General features: G+C 60.2%; 20 protein-coding genes, 1 tRNA gene and 1 pseudogene. 10 read left to right on the top strand and 12 right to left on the bottom strand.

The features are described 5' to 3' along the window. Position 1: 1 nt before the first annotated feature. From BFC21_RS12320 to BFC21_RS12310, 3 genes and pseudogenes are all read left to right on the top strand, one after another. Entirely contained in the window at positions 2 to 1,159 is a 1,158-nt protein-coding gene (locus BFC21_RS12320; protein ID WP_086798481.1) for a phosphatidylserine/phosphatidylglycerophosphate/cardiolipin synthase family protein, read from the top strand. A 103-nt stretch (positions 1,160 to 1,262) separates the two neighbouring features. After that, complete coding sequence (locus BFC21_RS12315; RefSeq protein ID WP_095004618.1) at positions 1,263 to 1,898, top strand: LysE family translocator; 636 nt, start codon at positions 1,263 to 1,265, stop codon at positions 1,896 to 1,898. Positions 1,899 to 2,509: 611 nt separating this feature from the next. Continuing rightward, positions 2,510 to 2,668, top strand: a pseudogene (locus tag BFC21_RS12310) (PAS domain-containing protein); the annotation flags it as partial. 100 nt (positions 2,669 to 2,768) lie between these two features. Here the strand turns inward: BFC21_RS12310 and BFC21_RS12305 are convergent. The 4 genes from BFC21_RS12305 to BFC21_RS12290 all read right to left on the bottom strand — a co-directional run bounded on the left by BFC21_RS12305 (position 2,769) and on the right by BFC21_RS12290 (position 7,685). Further along, the gene (locus BFC21_RS12305) at positions 2,769 to 4,043 is read right to left on the bottom strand and encodes an MFS transporter (protein ID WP_120266184.1); all 1,275 of its coding nucleotides are present in this window, start codon (positions 4,041 to 4,043) and stop codon (positions 2,769 to 2,771) included. Next, positions 4,040 to 5,101 carry a sugar phosphate isomerase/epimerase gene (locus BFC21_RS12300; protein WP_120266183.1) on the bottom strand — a complete coding sequence of 354 codons (1,062 nt, stop codon included), beginning with the start codon at positions 5,099 to 5,101 and terminating at the stop codon, positions 4,040 to 4,042. Before BFC21_RS12300 ends, BFC21_RS12305 begins: the two co-directional genes overlap by 4 nt. 135 nt (positions 5,102 to 5,236) lie before the next feature. Next, positions 5,237 to 6,733 carry a PLP-dependent aminotransferase family protein gene (locus BFC21_RS12295; protein ID WP_120266182.1) on the bottom strand — a complete coding sequence of 499 codons (1,497 nt, stop codon included), beginning with the start codon at positions 6,731 to 6,733 and terminating at the stop codon, positions 5,237 to 5,239. A 40-nt stretch (positions 6,734 to 6,773) separates the two neighbouring features. After that, on the bottom strand, positions 6,774 to 7,685 hold the full coding sequence (locus BFC21_RS12290; protein ID WP_120266181.1) for a LysR family transcriptional regulator: 912 nt from the start codon (positions 7,683 to 7,685) through the stop codon (positions 6,774 to 6,776). 153 nt (positions 7,686 to 7,838) lie between these two features. On the opposite strand from BFC21_RS12290, the gene speB reads away from it, so the two are divergent. The 4 genes from speB to betA all read left to right on the top strand — a co-directional run bounded on the left by speB (position 7,839) and on the right by betA (position 13,748). Beyond that, positions 7,839 to 8,816, top strand: a complete 978-nt coding sequence (gene speB, locus BFC21_RS12285) for an agmatinase (RefSeq protein WP_095004613.1) — start codon at positions 7,839 to 7,841, stop codon at positions 8,814 to 8,816. A gap of 95 nt (positions 8,817 to 8,911) precedes the next feature. After that, the gene (locus BFC21_RS12280) at positions 8,912 to 10,420 is read left to right on the top strand and encodes an aldehyde dehydrogenase (RefSeq protein WP_120266180.1); all 1,509 of its coding nucleotides are present in this window, start codon (positions 8,912 to 8,914) and stop codon (positions 10,418 to 10,420) included. Positions 10,421 to 10,521: 101 nt separating this feature from the next. Then, positions 10,522 to 12,057: a cytosine permease gene (locus tag BFC21_RS12275; RefSeq protein WP_120266179.1), complete on the top strand. Its 1,536-nt coding sequence runs from the start codon at positions 10,522 to 10,524 to the stop codon at positions 12,055 to 12,057. Positions 12,058 to 12,059: 2 nt separating this feature from the next. Next, positions 12,060 to 13,748, top strand: a complete 1,689-nt coding sequence (gene betA, locus BFC21_RS12270) for a choline dehydrogenase (RefSeq protein WP_120266178.1) — start codon at positions 12,060 to 12,062, stop codon at positions 13,746 to 13,748. Between the two features lie 92 nt (positions 13,749 to 13,840). On the opposite strand, the gene BFC21_RS12265 is transcribed toward betA, so the two are convergent. The 4 genes from BFC21_RS12265 to BFC21_RS12250 all read right to left on the bottom strand — a co-directional run bounded on the left by BFC21_RS12265 (position 13,841) and on the right by BFC21_RS12250 (position 15,891). Continuing rightward, a tRNA-Gly gene (locus tag BFC21_RS12265) sits at positions 13,841 to 13,914 on the bottom strand. Between the two features lie 95 nt (positions 13,915 to 14,009). After that, a complete protein-coding gene (locus BFC21_RS12260) occupies positions 14,010 to 14,867 on the bottom strand; it encodes an alpha/beta fold hydrolase (protein ID WP_088377997.1) in 858 nt (285 codons plus the stop codon). 55 nt (positions 14,868 to 14,922) lie between these two features. Further along, positions 14,923 to 15,636: a pseudouridine synthase gene (locus tag BFC21_RS12255; RefSeq protein WP_088377996.1), complete on the bottom strand. Its 714-nt coding sequence runs from the start codon at positions 15,634 to 15,636 to the stop codon at positions 14,923 to 14,925. 33 nt (positions 15,637 to 15,669) lie between these two features. Continuing rightward, positions 15,670 to 15,891, bottom strand: a complete 222-nt coding sequence (locus BFC21_RS12250) for a cysteine-rich CWC family protein (RefSeq protein WP_088377995.1) — start codon at positions 15,889 to 15,891, stop codon at positions 15,670 to 15,672. Between the two features lie 270 nt (positions 15,892 to 16,161). Between BFC21_RS12250 and BFC21_RS12245 the strand changes: the two genes are divergently transcribed. From BFC21_RS12245 to ung, 3 genes are all read left to right on the top strand, one after another. After that, on the top strand, positions 16,162 to 16,599 hold the full coding sequence (locus BFC21_RS12245) for a DUF3757 domain-containing protein (RefSeq protein ID WP_088377994.1): 438 nt from the start codon (positions 16,162 to 16,164) through the stop codon (positions 16,597 to 16,599). A gap of 266 nt (positions 16,600 to 16,865) precedes the next feature. Continuing rightward, positions 16,866 to 17,186, top strand: coding sequence for a hypothetical protein (locus BFC21_RS27215; protein WP_162939324.1), 321 nt, complete (start codon positions 16,866 to 16,868; stop codon positions 17,184 to 17,186). A 62-nt stretch (positions 17,187 to 17,248) separates the two neighbouring features. Continuing rightward, positions 17,249 to 17,941 (top strand): uracil-DNA glycosylase, encoded by a 693-nt coding sequence (gene ung, locus BFC21_RS12235; RefSeq protein WP_088377992.1) that lies wholly within the window; start codon positions 17,249 to 17,251, stop codon positions 17,939 to 17,941. 57 nt (positions 17,942 to 17,998) lie between these two features. Here the strand turns inward: ung and BFC21_RS12230 are convergent, their stop codons facing one another. The 4 genes from BFC21_RS12230 to BFC21_RS12215 are packed head-to-tail and all read right to left on the bottom strand — an operon-like array spanning position 17,999 to position 22,043. Beyond that, on the bottom strand, positions 17,999 to 19,042 hold the full coding sequence (locus tag BFC21_RS12230; RefSeq protein WP_088377991.1) for an AbrB family transcriptional regulator: 1,044 nt from the start codon (positions 19,040 to 19,042) through the stop codon (positions 17,999 to 18,001). Then, on the bottom strand, positions 19,035 to 20,549 hold the full coding sequence (locus tag BFC21_RS12225) for a tripartite tricarboxylate transporter permease (protein WP_088377990.1): 1,515 nt from the start codon (positions 20,547 to 20,549) through the stop codon (positions 19,035 to 19,037). The genes BFC21_RS12230 and BFC21_RS12225 overlap by 8 nt, the downstream gene beginning before the upstream one ends. A 1-nt stretch (position 20,550) precedes the next feature. Continuing rightward, a complete protein-coding gene (locus tag BFC21_RS12220) occupies positions 20,551 to 21,009 on the bottom strand; it encodes a tripartite tricarboxylate transporter TctB family protein (RefSeq protein ID WP_016782029.1) in 459 nt (152 codons plus the stop codon). 56 nt (positions 21,010 to 21,065) lie between these two features. Further along, complete coding sequence (locus BFC21_RS12215; protein ID WP_095004606.1) at positions 21,066 to 22,043, bottom strand: tripartite tricarboxylate transporter substrate binding protein; 978 nt, start codon at positions 22,041 to 22,043, stop codon at positions 21,066 to 21,068. Positions 22,044 to 22,280 lie beyond the last annotated feature (237 nt).

Here is a 22,280-nt window from a genome sequence, read left to right as displayed (position 1 = left end):
GATGGCCGGCGCGGTGTTCGGCTGGCGCAGCGACAATCAGTTCGAGCTGCTGATCGACGGCCCGCAGTTTTTCCCCCGCATCCTGGCCGCCATTGAGCAGGCGCAGGAGCAGATTGATCTGGAGTTGTACCTGGTCGAGGCCGGTGACTGTGCCGAAACCATCGTCCAGGCGCTGGAGCAGGCCGCCTGGCGCGAGGTGCGGGTGCGTTGCCTGTTTGATGCCTACGGCAGCCTGGGATTGGGGCCGGGTTTGCGCCGCAGGCTGATCGAGGCCGGTGTGGAGCTGCGGCATTACAACCCGCTGAGCTGGCGCCGTGGCCTGAACAACCTTTATCGCGACCATCGCAAGCTGTTGCTGGTGGATCAGCAACTGGCCGTGGTAGGTGGCACCGGCGTCACCGATGAGTTCTGGCGCCCGGCCGAAAACACCTGCGACTGGCATGAGGTGATGGTGCAGATGCAAGGGCCGCTGGTGCAGGACTGGCAGATGCTGTTCGATCGTCAGTGGCGTGCCAATATCAGCCGCAAGGCGTGGAAGCCGGCGACCCACTTCGGCCTGGCGCGCCTGCCCGGGGTGCCCGATGAGGCCGAAGGCATGGGCCGCGTGGCTTACGCCGATGCCCACCAGCATCGTGACATCCTGCAGTCGCTGGTGCGGGCGATCAACAGTGGCAAGCAGCGGATCTGGCTGGCCACGCCGTACTTCCTGCCAACCTGGAGCGTGCGCCGTTCGCTGCGGCGGGCAGCAGCGCGGGGCGTCGATGTGCGGCTGCTGCTGACGGGGCCACGCACCGACCACCCTTCGGTGCGCTACGCCGGGCACCGTTACTACCCGAGGCTGCTCAAGTCCGGTGTTCAGATACTGGAATACCAGCCGCGTTTTCTGCATTTGAAAATGGTCCTGATCGACGATTGGGTGAGCATTGGCTCGTGCAATTTCGATCACTGGAACCTGCGCTTCAATCTTGAGGCCAACCTTGAAGCGCTGGACCCGGCGCTTACGCAAGCGGTGGCGGCCAGCTTTACTGCCGATTTCGCCCAGAGCCTGCCCGTCAGCCTGCAAGACTGGCAGTCACGCCCCCTCTGGCGCCGGGTCAAGCAGCGCATCTGGGGCTGGGTTGACCGGCTGGTGGTGAATATTTTGGGGCGGCGCCACTGAATTTCGCCCTGCATGCGGTTACACAAGCGTGGATAACGTGCAAAATCGAGCCACTTCACGCGCAGCGGACGAACGTGAAGCCTGATTTTCTGGAGCGTTGTGCATGACACCTTCGTTGTTACTGGCCGTCCTGGCTTCCGGCTTTATCTATGGCATCACCCCGGGCCCTGGCGTGCTGGCGGTTTTCGGTATTGGCGCTGCGCGTGGGCGACGTGCCGGGGCCGGTTTTTTATGCGGGCATTTGCTCGGCGATGTGATCTGGTGCAGTACGGCACTGATTGCCATTGTTGGCGCGCGTGAGTTTGGCAGCACGGCCTTTAACGTATTGGGCTTGATCAGCGGCCTGTACCTGTTCTGGCTGGGCTTGCGCGCGGTTCGCGCCCAGCGCAGCAGCGGTGCTCAGCAAGGCCCGGCGCGCCAGCCGTTTGCCCACGGGATTTTCTTCGGCCTGACCAACCCCAAGGCGTATCCGGTGGCGGTGGCAACCTTCACTGCGCTGTTGTCCAGCCGCGCAGAACTGCTGACCTGGGCCATGTTGCCCTGGTTGATCGCCTTGAGCTTTGTCGGTGGGGCGTTGGCCTACATGATTCTGGTGGGCATCGTGGGGGCAGGGCATGTGAGGGCGCTGTACCAGCGCCATGAGCTGCTGATCACCCGGTTGTGCGGGGTGATGTTCATTGGTTTTGCCATCAGTGCGCTGGCGCACGCGCTGCCCGGGCTGTTGGCAGCTATGGTTTAAGTAAGACGCAGGGAACGCAACGCGGCAGAGGTTTCAGGGATGAATAGAGACGTTTAACCCTGAGGCAGCGAGTTGGTCTATGGACATCAAGCATTACCTGCTACAGGCAGGCTTTGTTGACCTGTTGCTGGACGCTGTCTGCTTGATCTTGTTGGTTTAACTGGTGTGGTGAGTACATATCCGGCATTTGTGTCTAACCGGGATATGGGTTTCGCTCTTACAGCGAGTCACCTTGCAAAAGCGGCAAAGTAACCAAAGCGCTTTCGCCCCATCGTACGGCCTTCGCTTCGCTCCAGTCCTGCTCCGTGGGCACGCCGCCACGGGCCATCCTTGGCCCATCGCGGCTCTCCCGGCATCCATGCCGGTCGACGCACTCCACAGAACTTCCTCTCGGCCTCCCGGGAGGGCAGGCAGATCAAAAGCACTGCGCCACGAGGCGGCCGACCGGCCGGCCTTTTGGCGCAAGTGTGTGCTACACAATCTCTGTAGTCGCTGCCGAGGAACGCAGGCTACGTTCGGCGACGAAGTCGTCGCAAAAACCAGGCAAAGCGTTGTGTCTGATACATCAGGTTCCCAGGGTTTTTCGCACAGTTTTTGCCAATTGCTGCGTGATGGGGCGATCTGATAGATGTGCCCGGCTGGTGGTTGCTGTCTGCGTGGTGGATCGCAACGCACGCTTTGTTCACGTCAGTGCCGCCAGCAAACGTATCCTGGGTTATGAGCCCCATGAGCTGATCGGTACACCCATGATCGATCTGGTTTTCCCTGCTCGCATCAGGTCTTGTGCATGGCACAAAACCTGTGGGGGCTGGCTTGCCTGCGATGGCAGCACCTCGTTATCACTGGGCAACTGCATCGCCCGCTGAACAATCAGGCCTGAGCCAGCGCCGTGTCAGGCAGCGGGACGGTGTTTTTGCGCACGGCGCGATACAACAGGCTGGCAACCATGAAACCGATCAGCGCAAGCAGGCTCATCAGGCTGAATACATAGGTGTAGCCTTGCTGGCCGGGGAAATGGTCCAGCAGCGAGCCGTAAATGACGTAGGCAAACATGCCGGGGGCGTAGCCGATCAGGCAGGCGATGCCGAAGGCCGAGCCGGTGATGCGCTGGGGGATGCCGACTTCGCCCATCGGAGCCCAGAACACGCCGCGCATGGTGAACACAATCAGTGCGAAAGACAGGGTGGCGGCCATGCCGAGGTAAATGAAATGCCCGCCCTTGGGCACCAGCATGATCACCGCCATGACCGGCAGCAACGCCAGGAAGGCCCACTTCATATAGCGCGACGGGCTGCGCAGGTATTTGTCGGCCATTAAGCCACCGGCCGGGCCGCCCAGGATCTTGAGCACGTACTGGTTGATGATGCCGTAGGCACCGACCAGCGCCACCGGCAGTTCGTAGATATCCCTCAGATAGGGGATGAAGTAGGTCAGGCCGCAGTAAACGATATAGACCATGAACACGTTGAGGCTGACCAGCCAGATACCGGGGATGCGAATGGCCTCAAGCAGCCCGGAGATAGCGGATGCGCCGGTTTCTTTTTTGATCACCGGTGCGGCCTTGCTGTCTCGCAGCAGAAACCAGGTAACGATGCCCGCGATGATGTCGACCAGGGAATAAAACACGATGGCGGACTTGAGCCCCGCTTCGCCTGAGCCCATCGCAACGAATACCCCCAGTGCCGAAAAGGCCACCAGGGTGTCGACGATACCGCGGCCTCCCTCCAGAAAACCGAACATGCGTCCCTGTTCGTTATTCTCGCCAAGGTTGCGTACGGCCTTGAGCAGGGCAGGCCAATAAATGCAGTCTGCGCAAACGGCCAGCAGGCAGAACACGATCAGCAGTTTGTCGAAACCCGGAAAAGTGGCCAGGTAAAGCCCCAGGCTGCCCGTTCCGATCAGGCCCAGGGGGATGAGCTTGCGTGTGTCGAAACGGTCCGCCAGATACCCGCCGACCACGAACAGGGCGGTGGCGATAATGGCATTGGCACTGAGCAGGGTGCCCAGTTCGGTATGGCTAAGCCCCATGTATTGCTGAATGGGAACGTAGAAGGCGTCCTTGAGGTTGGCGAGTTTGTAGATGGTCCCACCGCCGAGAATAAGTACCAGAAAACGCAGCCATTTGGCTTTGGCCTGTGCAGTCATGCTTGCTCTCCCAGTGTCAGTTGCGCCAACACCTTGAACTCGCCGAGCAGGTCGCGCACATAACGGATCTGGTTGTTCGCCCACAGGTGCTCATCGTCCATCATGCGTTGTGCGCAGTAGCCCGGCGGCAGTGCCGTTTCGCTCATTTCCCGGTAGTCGATAAAAGGGTCGGCGGCTTCATCCTGCTGGCGGAACGCCGGGGCGATGTAGTGGTTTTCCTGCTCCAGGATAAAGGCAATTACCTGCGGCTCGTGCTCGCCGAGCATCAGCAGCTCAAACACCATTCGTGCACTGGGCAGGTGGTCTTCGGTGCTGCCCTGCAATACCCCGTAATGGCCAAAACCGTTGTGTTCGGGCACCACGCGCACGCCCTTCATATGCACCTGGCGAATATGCGGGGCCAGGTGTTGCAGGGCCGACAATGGCTGTTCACAGGCGTTGATCATGTTGCCGAAGTCGAACAGGGCATGCAGGCGCGGATGGTCGAGACGCTCAAGCAACTGCGCAATCTCATGGCTCTTGAGTTCTTCATGCTGCTCGAAGTCAAAGAACAGGTCGTGCAGGTCGGCCTGCCCGGCCACATAGCGAAGGTCATGTTCAATCTGCGCCAACACCCCTGACAGATGGCCTTCATAGCGCGAATACACGCGGATGTTGCGTGTGCCGATCGCCCTGGCGATGGCGATGACCTGATCGATGTCTGGCTTGCGGGTGCTGCTGATTTCCAGGTGTACGTCCAGGCCGAGCCTGGCGGCTTTGTCACTGAATGCCTGCAACTGGGTCGGGGACATGTTGCCCAGGCTGTTGGCCTCGCCATCGAGCACGTGCAGGCTCAGCCCCTGCAATTGGTGGCGATAGGCGAAGTCCAGCAGTTCACCTGGCACGACGCGGCCCTGGGTCAGGTTGGTCAGCAGGGGGTAGGCGTGGGCGAACAGGCGCATGCGTTGCAGCCGCTCGATAAGGGCGTTGGCCAGTTGCGGCGTGAGCAGCGGGGCAGGGCAAGCGCCGTTGGTGTTGTGGCTTAGCAGGGTGTTGAAGCGTGCTTGAATACAGTTCATTGGAATTATTCCTGGTACAGGCACCGAGTGGTTCGGAGAGCCTTTATCGCACCAGGGTGGCCCTATCAATAGAGCCATTATTTTTTAATTTATATGACCACTTTTAAGGGGCGGGCGGGTGTAAACACCAGTCCCTTACAGCGTGTGGCCCATCTTGCGCAGTGCTTGGGCCAGTGCCTCGACCTTCTCCAGGGCCTGTTCCACCGGGGTGCCGGCAAAGCCGACAAGCAGGCCCGCAGGCAAATAACGCTGCACGCAGTAGTCGCTCAGGGCGTAGGTGTGAATCTGATGGCGAGCCAGCTCCCTGGCGATGGCGGCGTCATCCAGTTCGGGGGCGAGCCAGCCGATGACATGCATGCCGGCACTCACCGGCTCGATGCGCATGAAGTTGCCCAGCCGCAGCCGCAGTGCGTCCACCAGGCATGCCTGGCGCGCCTGGTACAGCGCCCGCATGCGGCGGATATGGCCAAGGAAATGGCCTTCGCGGATAAAGTCCGCCGTGACCGCCTGTAGCTGTGTCGAAGGGCTGCGGTCCATGACGGCGCGCATGGCGCAGAAAGGCTCGACCAGGGCGTGCGGCAGTATCACGTAACCCAGTCGCAGCGACGGGTAGAGCACTTTGCTGAAGGTGCCGACGTAGATCACGCTGGCCCACTGGTCCATCGCATACAGGGCTGGCAGCGGGCGGGCGCCGTAGGTGAATTCGCTGTCGCAATCATCCTCGATGATCCAGCGGCCGCCCCGGCCTGCCCACTCGATCAGCTCCTGGCGCCGGGCATGGCTCATGGTCGTGCCCAGCGGGTGCTGGCGTGACGGTGTGGTGAACGCCAGCCTGGCCTCGGGGCATTCGCGCAACCCTTGCTGCACGTCGATGCCCTGGTCGTCGATGCGCAGTGGCACCACGCGGCACCCTTGCGCCTGAAGGGCAATGCGCGCGGCAATATGGCCGGGGTCTTCCATCCAGATGCTGTCCTGCGGGTCGAGCAGCAGCATGCCCAGCAGGTTGAAAGCCTGCTGGGCCCCCGAGACGATGACCACCTGGCCGGCTTCGCACTCGATACCGCGAGCGTCATGGACGTACTCGGCAATCGCCTCGCGCAGGCGCAGCAGCCCCTTGACCTCGCCATATCCGAGTATCGCCTTGGTGGGCTGGCACAGGTGGCGGTTCATCAGGCGCTTCCACACATGCAGCGGGAACGCATCGAATGCGCCATGGCTTGGGAGGAAGGAAACCGGGCAATCGGGTTCCCAGGCTTCGTAGGACATGCCGCTGAAATGATCACTGCGCAAGGACAGCATCGACTGGCTGAGGCTCGACAGGCGCGGGGGCTTTGGCGTTTCTTCGGCGCGGGTTTCGCGACGCTCCCATTCGGCGCAGACATAGGTACCGGCCCCCGGTCGTGACACCAGGAAACCCTCGGCAATCAACAGGTCGAAAGCATTGAGGATGGTAATGCGTGACAGCGCCTGCTCGGTGCACAAAGTGCGGGTCGAAGGCAGCCGGGTGCCGCCTGGCAGGTGGCCTGCCAGAATCTGCTGGCGAATCTGCAAGTACAGTTGGCGGTACAGGGGTGTGGGGCTGGCGCGGTCCAGCGCGATACCGGTCAGGAGCCGACCACCGGGGGATTTCATCGTGTCTTGCCTCAATGGTTGTTATCGCGCACTCGGGCGTTCAGCGGTGTGCATCGTGACGTGTAGCGGCCAGATCTTCCAGGAACACCCGCAGGATCGGTGGCGGTGCAACGCCCCGACGGGTGATCAAGTCGAAAGGGGAGGTCAGGCACAGGGTGTTCGCTGCCAGTTGTTGCATCTCCCCGGTCTTGACCCACTGGGCTGCAAAGTGATTGGGCAGAAAGCCCAGATAGGCCCCCGAGATGATCAGGATGGCCAGTGCCTCGATATTGTCGACCGTGGCCGCCGCCTTGCTTACGCCCAGGCTGTCCAGGTCATATTGCTGCATGAACCCCCGGGCCACGATGCGGCTGTCGGCGATGTCCTCCAGCAATTGCTCGCGCTCTGCCGGGCTGCCGAACAAGGGGTGGCGGCGCCCGCAATACAGCCCCAGGGCCTCCTGGTACAGCGGCGAGTATTCAAGGCCCGGGACGGGGCTGGGGAAATGCCCGATGGCCAGGTGCAAGCGGCTGTCCAGAACCCGCTCTTCCAGTTCGGCCGGGGTGCCGACATACACATTGAGGTGTACGTCGTGGCCCCGGGACACAAAGCGCTGCGTGGTTCGCGGCAGGGGCGAGCCGGGGTCGCTGATGGTGGAGTCGATAATGCCCAGGTTAAGCACGCCGGTGATGTGTTGTTTGAGCACCCCGGCATCCAGGCAAAAGGAGTCCACGGCCTGCAGCAGGCGCAAGGTAGATTCGTAAATGGCCACCCCTTGTTCGGTCAGGCGAAAGCCGCTGCGGCCGCGTTGGCACAGCTTTACCCCGAGCCGGGTTTCGAGGTGGGTCATGTGTTCGCTGATGGTCGACTGGCCGATGTTCAGGGCCGCTTGCGCCGCTGAAAACCCGCCGCACTTGACGATTTCGGCAAACACCCTGAGCAGCTTCAGATCAACAGTGTGCAGTTGATTCACCCCGGTACTCCCTTGGATTGATGCATCGGACAGACCGATATGAGTATCGGATGATTGGAATTTTTTCCATCAAAACCTGCGCTCATAGTCACTGCGACACGGGGACGCTGACCAGCACTGTCCCCCCGACAACAACATTGGAGATTGATCGCCATGTCTGGGAATGGGTATGAGTCCGGCCGTTTGAACCTTCCGTTCGTGGGGCACTGTACGTTTGGCAAGGCCCCGGTCTGCACCGACTGGGATGCACTGGATGCCGATGTGGCGATCCTCGGCGCGCCCAATGACATGGGCACGCAATGGCGCTCGGGTGCCCGTTTCGGGCCTCGGGGGATTCGTGAGGCATCCACACTGTTTTCCTTCGGCCATGCCGGTGCCTACGATCACGAAGATGACGTGATGTACCTGACCGCCCAGGACGTGCGCATGGTGGATGTGGGCGATGCCGATATCGTTCACACGGACATGAAGGCCAGTAACGACAATATCGAATTTGCCGTGCGCAAGATTCTCGAGTCCGGCGCCATGCCGGTGGTGCTGGGCGGCGATCACTCGGTGCATGCCCCGGTGATCAAGGCCTTCGAGGGCAAGGGGCCGATTCATATCGTGCATTTCGATGCGCATCTGGACTTTGTCGACGAGCGTCACGGCGTGCGCTATGGCCACGGCAACCCGTTGCGCCGGGCTTCGGAAATGAACCATATCGTCGGCATGACCCAGATGGGTATTCGCAACGTGTCATCGTCCAACCGCGATGACTATGAAGCGGCCCATGCCGCCGGGTCCAAGGTCCTGTCGGTGCGCGATGTGCGCCGCCTCGGCACCGAGGGCGTGCTGGCGCTGATCCCGCAGGGGGTCAAGTACTACATAACGATCGATATCGATGGCTTCGACCCCTCCATCGCACCCGGCACGGGCACCCCGAGCCACGGCGGCTTTCTGTATTACGAAGTGCTGGAAATCATCCAGGCCCTGGCCAGGCGCAGCCAGGGCAACATCATCGGCATGGACTTGGTGGAGGTCGCGCCGGTCTATGACCCGGCCGGTGTGACCTCGATTCTGGCGGCGCAATTGCTGCTCAACAGCATCGGCTTTATCTACCACGAGCGGGCGAAGGCGCGCGCACGCTGAACGGTGAACACAACGGGGATCGGTGTGCAGCCCCGGATCGAGTCTTGAACCCAAGAGGCCAGGCGTGACATTCACCCTGGCCCGAGAGAATAAAAATGGACATGACGGTTAAGCAATATTTGCAACAGATCGGCGTGAGCGAAGCAACGCAAACATTTCTCGGCAAACACCAGAAGATGTTTATCGGTGGCGAATGGGTCGAGGCCAGCGACGGGCAAACGTCTGATGTGATCGAGCCTTCGACCGAGGGCGTATTGACCCGCATTCCCATGGGCACCACAGCGGATCTGGACCGCGCCGTGCAAGCCGCCCGTGCGCAGTTTGACGGCGGCGCCTGGCGCCAGCTCAAGCCGCTGGAGCGCGAGCGGTTGATGCAGCGGCTGGCGGACCTGATTGAAGCCAATGCCGATGAACTGGCCGAAATCGAGTCGATCGATATGGGCAAGTCGGTGGCCGCCGCCCGTGCGGTCGATTTGCAGGGCACAGTGGACACGCTGCGTTATTTCGCCGGTTGGGCGACCAAGATTCATGGTCGCACCGTCGAACCTTCACTGCCGGGTAACTACCTGGCTTACACCCGCAAGGAACCCATCGGCGTGGTGGGTGCCATCGTGCCGTGGAACTTCCCGCTGCAAACCCTGGCCTGGAAGCTCGGCGCCGCATTGGCCACTGGCTGCACTGTGGTGATCAAACCGGCGGAGCTGACGTCATTGTCAGCCCTGCGCTTTGCCGAGCTGGTGCAACAGGCGGGCATCCCCGAGGGTGTAGTCAATATCGTCACCGGGCGCGGCAGTGTGGTGGGCGCGGCGATGGCCACCCATCCGGGTATCGACAAGCTGACCTTCACCGGTTCGACCCCGGTCGGTCGCACGGTTGGCCGGGCGGCCCTGGATGACATGAAGCGCCTGACCCTGGAACTGGGTGGCAAGTCGCCGGTTATCGTGCTGGCCGATGCTGACGTGCCCGCGGCGGCCCGGGCCATTGCCAACGGGGTGTTTTTCAACTCGGGCCAGGTGTGCGATGCGGGTACTCGCGCCTATGTGCACCGCAGTATTTACGCCAGTTTTTTACGTGAATTGATTGCCTGTACCCGCACCCTGAAAATGGCGCCGGGGCTGGACCCTGACTGCTTTATCAGCCCCCTGGTTTCTGCCTTGCAGAAGCAGCGGGTGATGGACTACATCGCGCTCGGCAAGCGTGAAGGTGCCGAGCTGGTGTATGGCGGCCAGCCCGTTGAAGGCCCCGGCTACTTCGTGGAGCCGACGATTTTTGCCCATTGTCGCAATGACATGCGGATCGTCCAGGAAGAGATCTTTGGCCCGGTACTGGTCACCGCGCCTTTCGACGATGACGAAGAGGCGCTGGCGCTGGCCAACGATTCGCCCTATGGCCTGGCCGCTGCGCTCTACTCCAACGACCTGGGGCGCGTGCACAGCCTGATCCCGCGGCTGCGGGCTGGTTCGGTCTACGTCAATGCCCACGGCACTCTCGACCCTTCGATGCCGTTCGGCGGTTACAAGCAGTCGGGCTTTGGCAAGGATCTGGGCGCCGAGCAGCTCGATCACCTGTTGGAAACCAAAGCGGTGTGGATAACGCTGCCCTGAGTGTCTGCTGGCATTCCTGCGCGGCGGGCGCCTGCAACCCCTCCTGAACTGTTGCAGCGCGCCTGTCTGGTCATGATCTTCACTACCTTTGCGAGTACATCATGGACACTCTTGCCAAATCGGCTGTTGAAGGGCGCTCGATCGACTTTATTCCGGAAAGCGAGCGCACCGACAAGCTCTCCAGCCAAGGACCATTCTGGTTCCTCGGGAACTTCACTTTTTTCACCATGACCATCGGTTTTGTTGGCCCCAGCGTGGGTCTGAGCGCTGTGTGGACCATCCTGGCGGGTACCCTGGGCATCATGTTCGGCACGCTGTTCATGGCCTTTCACGGCTCCCAGGGGCCGCATCTGGGCTTGCCGCAAATGATCCAGTCGCGGGCTCAATTCGGTTATCGGGGGGTGATTCTGGCGTTGCTGGCGACGTTGTTTGTGTTCGCCGGTTTCAACATCGTCAACATGGTGTTGATGATGCAGGGCCTCAAGGAACTGTTTGGTTTCGATCCGTTGGTGGTGGCGCTGGCGGTGACGGTGCCGGCGACGGTGCTGGCGATACTGGGCCATGACTGGATGCACCGCAGTTTCAAATGGGCGCTGTTTTTGTCGATTCCACTCTACGGCCTGGTGACCCTGGCCGTGCTGATGAACTGGGTGCCCGATGCACCGATGCCGCTGCTTGCAGCGGGTGAGGTGGCCCCGGCACCGTTGGGGTTTAACTGGACCGGCTTTATCACCCAGTTTGCCGCGGCCGCCAGCTACAACATCGCCTATGCGCCGTATGTGTCGGATTACTCACGCTACCTGCCCAAAAACACCCACAGCGGCAAATTGATCGCCGTGGTGTTTCTCGGCGCCTCGCTGTCCGGTGCCTGGATGATTGCCGTGGGTGCCTGGCTGGCCGACCACCTGCATGCCAGCAACGTACTGGTGGCCCTGTCGCAAGTGGGCAATACCGTGTCCCCGATGCTGGGCATCTTCGTGGTCGGGGTGACGATCCTGGTGTTTCTGCCGGTCGTCGCGATGAACATCTACAGCGCCAAGCTGACCACCCTGACCTGTGTGGACTCCATCAAGCATATCGAGCCGACGCGCAAGGCTCGCATCCTCGCCATCGTGTTCGTGATCGTGTTGCAACTGGGGGTTTCGCTGAGCCTTCAGGGGTCGGACAAGGGCCTGTCGGTACTGGGTATCTACCTGGTCGTGATGCTGTATTTCCTGGTGCCCTGGACGGCGGTGAACCTCACGGACTACTTCTTCGTGCGCAAGGGGCGTTACGCCATACCGCACTTTTTCACACCCCACGACAGCCTTTATGGCAGTTGGGGCCTGCGTGGCCTTGCCTCATACGCCATCGGCTTTATCGCGATGATTCCGTTCTTTTACATTTTTGATGGTGTGGCGCAGAAGGAGGTCTATGTCGGTCCGCTGGCCAGGGCGCTGGGCAATATCGATGTGGCCTGGCTGGTCGGGCTTGTTGTCGCGGGGCTGGTGTACTACTGGCTCAGCCGCTCCATCGATCTTGAAAACGAAGAGGCCGTGATTCAAGGGCTAGAGCTGACACATCCGCATTACACCACCCGGGGCAAGGCCGTGACGCCGCTTGCGCCGCTGGCCGGTGCCACGAATTTTTGGAGATAGACATGGCGAGCAATGACTTTGACTACATCATCATTGGCGCAGGTTCGGCGGGTTGTGTCCTGGCCAATCGGCTGAGCGAAGATGCACAAACCCGGGTACTGGTACTGGAATACGGCGGTAGCGACCGCAGTGTAGTGATCCAGATGCCGAGTGCGTTCTCGATCCCGATGAACACCACCCGGTACAACTGGCGTTATGAATCCGAGCCGGAGCCTTTTCTCAACGGCCGTCGGGTGCACTGCCCGCGGGGCAAGGTGTTGGGCGGGTCGTCGTCGATCAACGGGCTGGTCTACATCCGTGGCCATGCCCTGGATTTTGACGAGTGGGAGTCGCTGGGCGCACAGGGTTGGGGCTATCGCAATTGCCTGCCGTACTTCAAGCGTGCCGAAAGCTGGGACGCAGGCGGTGACGAGTACCGTGGCGGCAGCGGCCCGTTGCATACCAGCCGAGGCAATAACATGAAAAATCCGCTGTATGGGGCCTGGGTCGATGCCGGTGCCCAAGCGGGTTACATCAAGACCGATGACTGCAATGGCTATATGCAGGAAGGTTTTGGTGCCATGCATATGACGGTCAAGGACGGTGTTCGCTGTTCAACGGCCAACGCCTATCTGCGCCCGGCCATGCAGCGGCCCAATTTGACTGTCATCACCCGGGCGATGACCCGCCAGATCCTCCTCGATGGCAAGCGTGCAGTGGGCGTCAGCTACGACCGCGACGGTCAGACCCATGAGGTTTATTGCGCCCGTGAAGTTCTGGTTTGCGCGGGGCCGATCGGTTCGCCGCACCTGCTGCAGCGCTCCGGGATTGGTCCGGCGGCCGTGCTTGCCCAGGCTGGCGTAGCGGTCAGGCATGACCTGCCGGGGGTTGGCGAAAATCTTCAGGACCATTCAGAGATTTACATCCAGTACGGCTGCAAGGAGCCGGTCACGCTCAACAGCAAAATGGACCCGCTGAGCAAACTGATGATTGGCCTGCGCTGGCTGGTCTGCAAGGACGGGCTCGGTGCCACCAATCACTTTGAGGCGGGAGGTTTTATCCGCTCGGAGGTGGGGCTGCGCTGGCCGGACATTCAATTCCACTTCCTGCCCGCGGCCATGCGCTATGACGGCAAAAAACCGCTCAAGGGGCACGGCTTCATGGTGCTCACCGGGCCGAACAAACCCAAGAGCCGCGGGCATGTGCGGATTCGCTCGGGCGATCCTTACGAGCATCCGCAAATTCTCTTCAACTACCTGCAGCGTGAAGAAGACCGCGAGGGCTTCCGCCGTTGTGTGCGCCTGACCCGGGAAATCATCGGCCAGCCTGCGATGGACCGCTTCCGTGATGTCGAAATTGCACCGGGGCCGAACGTGAACAGCGATGCCGAGATTGATGCCTTCGTGCGTGAGAATCTTGAGAGCACGTATCACCCTTGCGGATCCTGCCGCATGGGGGAAGACGACATGGCGGTGGTGGATTCGCAACTGCGAGTGCGGGGGATGGACGGTTTGCGGGTGATTGACTCGTCAGTCTTCCCGACGGAACCCAACGGCAACCTTAACGCGCCGACCATCATGCTTGCCGAGCGGGCTGCAGACCTGGTTCGCGGAGGCGAAATGTTGCCTGAGGCGGATGTGGCTGTGGGGTTGGCCGAGCAGTGGGAGACACGTCAACGTACGTCAGCACCGTTGAGAAAAGTCAGCGTCTAGATTTTTTGCAGATGGGGGTTTTGTTTGTAGTACCGGGCAGCCAGAAAGGATGCTTGCGCTCAGGTATTCGAGGATTTGCATGGAAGCAAAAGTGGAGCGGGTGGCGGGAATCGAACCCGCGTGATCAGCTTGGGAAGCTGGAGTAATACCATTATACGACACCCGCTCAGAGCGGCTGACTTTGTACCAGAAGTCGGCCTTGATGAGAAGTTTTATTCTGCAAATGTATGATTTTTGCCCTGTTATTGGCTTTGCACCTCCTCACAAGGACAGAGAGGGGGGCTGAAGCGGTGTCGGTTGTAAAAAATCGAGCAGGGCGTTTTTACTGATATGGCTGGCGGTTTTGTGTTCCATGTCGAGAAAATGCCCGGTGTTCTCCAGGCTGACAAACTGGCTGTTGGCAATCGTTCGTGCAAAGTGCCGGGCGTCGCTGGCCACGGTGTATTCGTCCCATTGGCCATTGATAAACAGCACCGGTATCTCGATACCTTGGGTGGCCCTGAGAAAGCACGACGGGTCGCTGCTCAGCATGTGCTCGATATGAAAGTGCATTTGCGCGTATTCATGCTCGGCCAGGCTGCTGACGTGCCTGAAGTTGAAACGCTTGAACAGCGAAGGCAAATGCTTGCCCAGCGTGTCGTTGACCAGGTGGCCGACCTGAGTGCGGTTGCGGGCGGCCAGGCAATGCCGGCCACGCTCCAGATAATCGCGCATGGCAGCGTTGATCAAAGGGGAAAACGAACTGATCACGGCTTTTTCAATACGCCGTGGCGTTGCTGCCAGTGCGGTCAGCGCGGCCGTGCCGCCCCATGAAAATGACAGCAGATACTGGGCATCAAAGTGCTCAATCAGCTCCAGCAGCACATGGGCTTCCAGTTCCCTTGTCAGCATTTTCTGATGAGGGTTATGAGGTTTTGATTTGCCCGCGTAAGGTTGGTCGTAGAGCACCACGTTCAAATACGGGTGCAGGTTTTTCAGGGTGTGGGCGAAGGATGCCGTCGTGGCCATCGAGCCATTGACCAGGATGATGGTGTGCTCGGCGTTGTCACAACGGTACAGCTCGGTATGAATACGGTACTGGCCTTGAATGTCGAGCACGGCAATTTCGGGCTTGAGCATGGCGTCAGACTCCAGTGAATCGAGCGTCGGTCTGACTGATGCTGCAGGGCGATTGTTACAGGCAGAGCCTGGGGGGCTGGAACTGCTGTATTTCCTGCTCGCTCAGCGGCCGATATTCGCCGGGAGCCAGCTGGCTGTCGAGCAGCAGGGGGCCGATGCTCTCGCGGTGCAGGCGCACCACCTTGTTGTTGAAATGGCCAAACATGCGTTTGACCTGATGGTAGCGCCCCTCAACGATGCTCAGGCGGGCGCAGCAGGGGCCTAGCAGCTGCAGTTCGGCGGGTTGGGTGGTCAGGTCTTCGAAAGCGAAATAGATGCCCTCGGCGAATTTGCTGACGTAATCCGCGGTGATTGCCTGCTCGGTTTCGACGTAATACACCTTGGGCATCTTGGTCTGCGGTTGGGTGACGTGGCGCGACCAATGGCCATCATTGGTGATCAGCATCAGCCCGCTGGTATTGAAATCCAGCCTGCCGGCAATATGCAGCTCGTCCTTGTCGGGCTCATCGAGCAGGTCGAGGACGGTGGGGTGTTGCGGGTCCCGGGTGGCGCTTACACACCCCGGCGGCTTGTGCAGCATGAAGTAGCGGGCCGGCTTGCCTGCCTGCAGTACTTGCCCGTCGAGTTCGATACGGCTGAATGCGCGGATTTCGTGGTGCGGGTCGGCAATCACCTGCCCGTCAACCCGGACACGCTTCTCTATCAGGAGCAACCGCACTTGTTGGCGGTTGAACTGGGGCAAGTTACTGAGAAAGCGGTCTACACGCATGACGATCCATCACTAGAAATTCAGGGGTGCATCTTACGTGAGGGAGGCTGCCGGTGCTGGCGGCAATTGGCTCTGCACCCGGGCACAACGAGGGCAAAGGCAGGTCAGGTCGCGCTGTTCAAGGGGCAGGGCGCGCAGGACCTCGGGGTCAATGCTCACACCGTAGCACCAGCAGGGCTGCGCAACGGTCTCAGGGTTTGCCATCGAGCAGTCGTTGCGGGCGCCGCAGGCAGGGCAAATGTCAGAGGCGGTCATGTCGGGGTGTCCGGCAGGTATTCAGTGTCACTATAATAAACCCTCAAGGAGGAGTGTGTAATTTAATACTGCGAGATCAGTTTTTTATAGGTGGGCTGTACGAAAGTTGGCGGCTCATAGATATTAATAAATATCGCGCATAATTATCGGAAATTGGCTACGAATAACTGCATTGTTAAAAGAGGGTGATTGATTAGTATTGAACAGGCGGGCAGTTGATAGCTGCCTTATTCAATATTTTTTAAACATCTTGTGCAGGGGTGGCGGTGTATGAAAGTTGTTTATGTTTTTGTGTGTACGCTGTTTTATTCGGCCATCGCGTTGGCCGGTGGCACTGAAAGTTGCCCGGCGGCCGGGGATGTGACGCTGCGGGCCGGTGTTTACACGGCTCCAAGCAGCCGGGCCGGGGATGAATGGGTCGCGGTATCCAGCGCCGCAGTGCCTTCGCAGCTGGAAACGTTTGAGGGCGCGGTTTTTTACCCGCAAGACAATCAGCCAGGTGCTGTTGGGCGGATCGGGTATTGTGAATATAAAGCTCGCGACCGCTCCCGGGTCAACCTGCACTATCGTCAAAGTGCTGCAAGTGAGCGCTCAATGCGGCTTGCCAACACTGAAAACTGGCGTCCGGTTGAAAGTGGCCTCGGGCTGGTTGTTTACGAATGTAATGCCGCCATTGCAAGCGCCTGTGCTTTATCCATTGTGGATTAAACCTGTGTGGGTATGGCTATTTCAGAAAAACTTCAACAGTGGCAGCAAGCCTGCTCGCGAAGGTTCGCTACCAAAGATCGCTATCACAGCCTTTGCGTGAGGGGGCAGGCAAGGGGCGGTAGGCCCCTTTGTTGATCTGCGGCAGGCGCTCTTTACAAGCGGGCACTTAATGCCATTTTTATGGTCTTAAAAGGTGTCGGGCAGCGTTGCTGTTCGCCGCCTCCCAGCGTCGCTGGGTGTGCCCTTTCGCGGTCCAGGAGGCCGCCATGTACCGTCGCCTGCTTTACATTATTGGCATCTGCTTTTCACTGTTTGCTTGCGTACCTTATTACTCGGGCGGTTCTGGCTATTACCGCTCCGAGATCTACACAGCACCGGCGCCTTATTACTATGGTGGTTATCACCCGTATTATGTGTACCCGCGTGACTACTATGCCCCGCCCCCACGTTTTTATGAGGGGCCTCGAGGCTATCAGGGGCCGCATTACTATCAGCCACCGAGGGGCCATGACCGGGATCGTGACCATCACTCCGAGCATCGGCCCGGCACTGGCCCCGGCCACGGTAATGGCTGGTGGGGCCGATAGGGATGTTGACAACCGGGGCGGCCTTTTCTAGTGTCCGCCCCATTGTTTTTCAGGATGTAGCCATGACGTCGGATGACCGTATAAAACTTGAACCTGTCTGGAAGCAGGCATTGCGTGAGGAGTTCGATAAACCTTACATGGCCGAACTGCGCGAGTTCCTGCGCCAGGAGCATGCGGCGGGGAAAGAGATCTACCCCCCTGGCCCGCTTATTTTCAATGCCCTGAACCTGACACCGCTGGACAAGATCAAGGTGGTGATTCTGGGGCAGGACCCTTATCACGGCCCCGGCCAGGCTCATGGCCTGTGTTTTTCAGTGCAGCCCGGTATCCCGACACCGCCTTCGCTGGTCAATATCTATAAAGAACTCAAGCGTGACCTGAACATTGATATTGCTCCCCACGGCTGCCTGCAGCATTGGGCCGAGCAAGGCGTTTTGCTGCTCAACACGACGATGACGGTAGAGCGTGCCAATGCCGCTTCCCATGCCAAAAAAGGCTGGGAGCATTTTACCGACCGGATTATCCAGGTGGTCAGCGAGCAGCAGCCCAAGCTGGTGTTCCTGCTGTGGGGTGCCCATGCGCAGAGCAAGCAAAAGCTGATCGATGCGACCAAGCACCTGGTGCTGACCTCGGTTCACCCTTCGCCGCTATCGGCTTATCGAGGCTTTATTGGTAACGGCCATTTCAGTCGAACCAACAAGTTTCTTGAGCAAAACGGCCTGTCGGCGATCGACTGGAAATTACCGCCGGTTTAAGCCAATGCCCAGCGGTGCAAGGCACACCCGGCGAGAATGCCGGGGTGCCAGCGCCGGTCAGCCAGGGTCGGCTTGATCCTGGCGCGCCCAGTAGCGAAACAGCGGCTCAGCCAAAAACAGCACGAAGATCAGGCGCATCACCTGCAAGGCAGTGACCAAGGGCACTGACAGTTGCAATGTTTCTGCGGTGAGGCTCATTTCGGCAATGCCGCCCGGCATCATGCCCAGGGTCATGGAGCGCAGGTCGAGTTGGGTGAGGGCACTCAGGCCCAGTGCGCACAGGCTGGCGATCAACATGGTCAGGGCTGTGCCCAGCAGGGTTTTGCCGATAAATGATGGCGCCCGCCGAAAGAATGCCCGATTGAAGTGGCAGCCCAGGCCACTGCCAATCAGCCATTGCCCCGCCTGGCTGCTGCCGTCCGGCAGGCCGATATGCAAATCCCACACAATACTCACGCTGGCACTGACCAGCAGCGGCCCGAACAACCACGGGTTGGGCTGGCGCAAGCGTTGCCAGATCCAGGCCAGCAACGCGCCTGCCGGAAACAGCACCGCGAGCCAGTAAGGGTTGATAGCAGCGGGGTGCAAGGCGGGTGTGCCTTCGCCCAGCAGATACTTGAAGGCTGCCGGAACGCACAGCACAACGGCCAGTACCCGCAGGCTCTGGCCCGCCGCGACGCGGCTCAGCACGGCACCATTGCGTGCGCCGAGGTTGACCATCTCTCCCGAGCCGCCAGGCATGCTGGAGAAAAACGCAGTGGCGCGGTCTTCACCGCTGCGGCGCATCAGCCATACACCGATCACGCTCGACACACTGGTGAGCAAGGCACCTGCCAGGATCAGCCAGAAATGCGCCAGCACCTGTTCCAACACCACCGGAGTGAAATGCAGGCCGATACCGATGCCCACAATCCACTGCCCGCATTTACGTCCCCCCGGGATCTCGGCCAGTTGCCAGGGGGTCAGGCAACGCACCAGGATGATCGCCAGCAACGAGCCAACCATCCACGGCAACGGCCAGCCGATCAGGCTGGCGAGGTAGCCGCCGGCCAGACCGACCAGCGGCGTTCCCCACCAGTGCTTGAAATGGGAATCAAGCATTGGCCAGGGCGCGGCGTTGGGCGCTGCGTTTACGCCAGATACGCATGACAGGAAGCAGCAGCATGATTGCCGTCAGCACCCAGACGCCCATGGTGATCGGGCTGGCCCACAGGATTTCCAGCGCACCGTTGGAGATCGACAGGGCGCGCCGCAGGTTTTGCTCCATCAACCCGCCCAGAATGAACCCCAGCAGTACCGGAGACAGCGGGAAGTCGAGCTTGCGCAGGATGTAGCCGAAAATGCCGATACCGATCATCAGGAACAGGTCAAAGGTGGTGGCGTGTACGGCATAGACACCAATTGCCGTGATGATGGCGATGGCTGGCACCAGCGCCCAGTTAGGTACCGACAGAATCCGGGTAAAGATGCGGATCATCGGAATATTGAGAATCACCAGCATGACGTTGGCGATAAACAAGGATGCAATCAGGCCCCAGACGATATCCGGTTGCTGTTGAAACAGCAGCGGGCCAGGGGTGATGTTGTACAGCGACAGCGCGCCGATCATCACCGCCGTGGTGCCCGAACCCGGCACGCCCAGGGTCAGCATCGGCACCAGGGCACCGCAGGCCGAAGCACCGATGGCGGTTTCAGGAGCTGCCAGGCCGCGCATGTCACCTTCGCCGAATTTCCCTGAAGCCCCCGCCAGGCGTTTTTCCGTCATATAGGACACGGCGCTGGCCAGGGTGGCTCCTGCGCCCGGCAGTACGCCCATGATGAAACCGAGCAAGCCGCAGCGGATATTCACTACGAATACCGCAGACGCTTCCTTGAAATTGAACATCATGCGCCCGGTGGCTTTTACCGCTTCCTGGCCGCGATGGGTTTTTTCCAGCAGCAGCAGGATTTCGCTGATGGAGAACAGGCCCAGTACCAGCACGACAAACTGAATGCCGTCAGTCAGGTGGATATTGTCCCCGGTGAAACGGTAGACGCCGCTGTTGGCATCAATCCCCACGCAGGCCAGAAACAGGCCGATAAGCGCAGCGATAAAGGTCTTGAGCGGGCGGTCCCCGGCCATGCCACCGAGGCAGACAATGGCAAACACCATCAGTACGAAGTATTCCGCCGGGCCGAAGGCTATCGCCCATTTGGCCAGCAGCGGAGCAAACAGCACCATGCCGCAGGTGGCAATAAAGGCGCCGATAAACGAACTCCAGGCCGACAACGACAGCGCTACGCCCGCCAGGCCTTTACGCGCCATCGGGTAGCCGTCGAGGGTGGTCATCACGGTCGATGCTTCGCCCGGGATGTTCAGCAGGATCGAGCTGATGCGCCCGCCGTATTCACAGCCCAGGTACACCGCAGCCAGCAGGATCAGCGCCGATTCCGGCGGCAAGCCCAGGGCAAAGGCAATGGGGATCAGCAGGGCGACCCCGTTGATGGGTCCAAGCCCCGGCAGCAGGCCGACCACGGTGCCGATCAACGTGCCGCACAGGGCCGTGACCAGGTTGTACGGGCTGAGCGCGACGCCGAAGCCCTGGCCCAAATAGCCAAACGTATCCATATCAGTTCTCCAGAACTTCGAGCAGGCCAAGCGGCAGTGGAACGTCCATCGCTTTATCGAACAGCAGATAAAGGCCAACGCTCACCAGGCTGATGATCACGCTGCTGGGCAGCCAGCGCCCGCCATACAGACGCGCCAGCGGGATGCCGACCAGGATGCTGCTGAGGATAAAACCGAGAGGTTCGAAGGTGCCGGCAAAGATCAGCAACAGCACGATACACAGACCGATCTTGGTCAGGGTTTCACGGTCCAGTTTGGGGTCATCTTCGCTGTGTACGACGGGGGAAGGGCGAACGATCATATAGACCAGCCCCAATCCCATCAGCGCCAGCATCAGCAAAGGGAAGGCGCGAGGCCCCACGGGCTCGTAGGAAAAGGCTGCCTGATAAGGCCAGGCCATCGCCGCCAAACCGGCGCAGACAAGCAGCAGGGCCGAGGCAAAAATGCGTTGTGCAAGCATGGTTCACTCCTGGGCTGTGCCCCATGAGCAAGGGCACAGCCAGTGGTCGGCGGCGGTTACTGGATCAGGCCGAATTCCTGGGCCAGGACTTTGTAGTCAGCCACCTGCTTCTTCACATAGGTGTCCAGTTCCGGGCCGGTCATGGCGAAGGGGAACAATTCGCGCTGGTCGCGCAATGTGGCGAAGTCTTCGGAGGCCAGCAGCTTGTCAAAAGCGTCTTTCCACCAAGCGTATTCGGCATCGCTGACTTTTGGCCCCAGGTAGAAACCGCGTACCACTGGCCAGACAATGTCGTAGCCCTGCTCCTTGGCCGTCGGGATGTCCTTCATTTCCGGCTCATCGAGGCGCTCGTTGGCGAATACGGCGAGCAGGCGCATGTCGCCGCTCTGGATATGGGGCATGGAGTCGGAAATATCCGTGCTGCCTACCTGAATATGCCCACCCAGCAATGCAGTAGCGATTTCGCCGCCGCCTTCCAGTGCCACATAACGCAGGTCGCGGGGGTTGATCCCGGCCGCCTTGGCGATGAGGGCGGTTTGCATCCAGTCCTGGCTGCCCACGGTGCCGCCTGAACCGATTACAACTTTGCTCGGATCTTTCTTCAGGGCTTGAACCAGGTCGTCGAGGTTCTTGTAGGGCGAGTCGTTTTTAACTGCAATGGCCCCGTAGCTGGTGCCGACTGCAGCCAGCCAGCGCACGGCGCCTTCATCGAACCGACCAAATTTGCCCTGCGCAAGGTTGAGCAGTGAGCCGCTGGACCAGGCCACCAGAGTGCCGCCATCGGCTGGGCGCTGGGCCACCACTGCGTTGTAGGCAACCGCACCGACGCCGCCGGGCATGTAGGTCACGCGCATCGGCTTGCTCAGCAGTTTTTCATTGACCAGCGCGCTTTGCGCCAGTTTGCAGGTCAGGTCAAAGCCACCGCCGGGGGAGGCTGGGGCGATGCATTCAGGGCGCTTGGGTTCGGCCAGCAGTTGACCTGTGAACAGCATGCAGCTGGCCGCCAGGGCCAGGGTGCGCAGGGGAAGTTTCATGTCGTCTCCTCAGGAGCTTTTGTTTTTATAGGGCAGGTGGTGTGGCTTGAAATCGTGGGCGCAGAACGTCATGCGGCGGTGCCGCGCGTCATGTCACGAATAGGGGGAAAACACAGGGGCCAAGGGCCTTGGGCTGATGGTTCAGCATGGCGGTGCTCCGTTATTGTTCTTATTGACGAAAACGCATCGAGGCGTTTTTCGGGCCGTTATGCAGGGCATGACGGTGACAGGGTTTGC

Origin of the sequence: Pseudomonas sp. TMW 2.1634, assembly GCF_001703595.1 — a bacterium.
Classification (GTDB): domain Bacteria; phylum Pseudomonadota; class Gammaproteobacteria; order Pseudomonadales; family Pseudomonadaceae; genus Aquipseudomonas; species Aquipseudomonas fragi.
The sequence above is the reverse complement of the archived record's forward strand: the minus strand, read 5'-3'. Positions and strand labels throughout refer to the sequence as shown.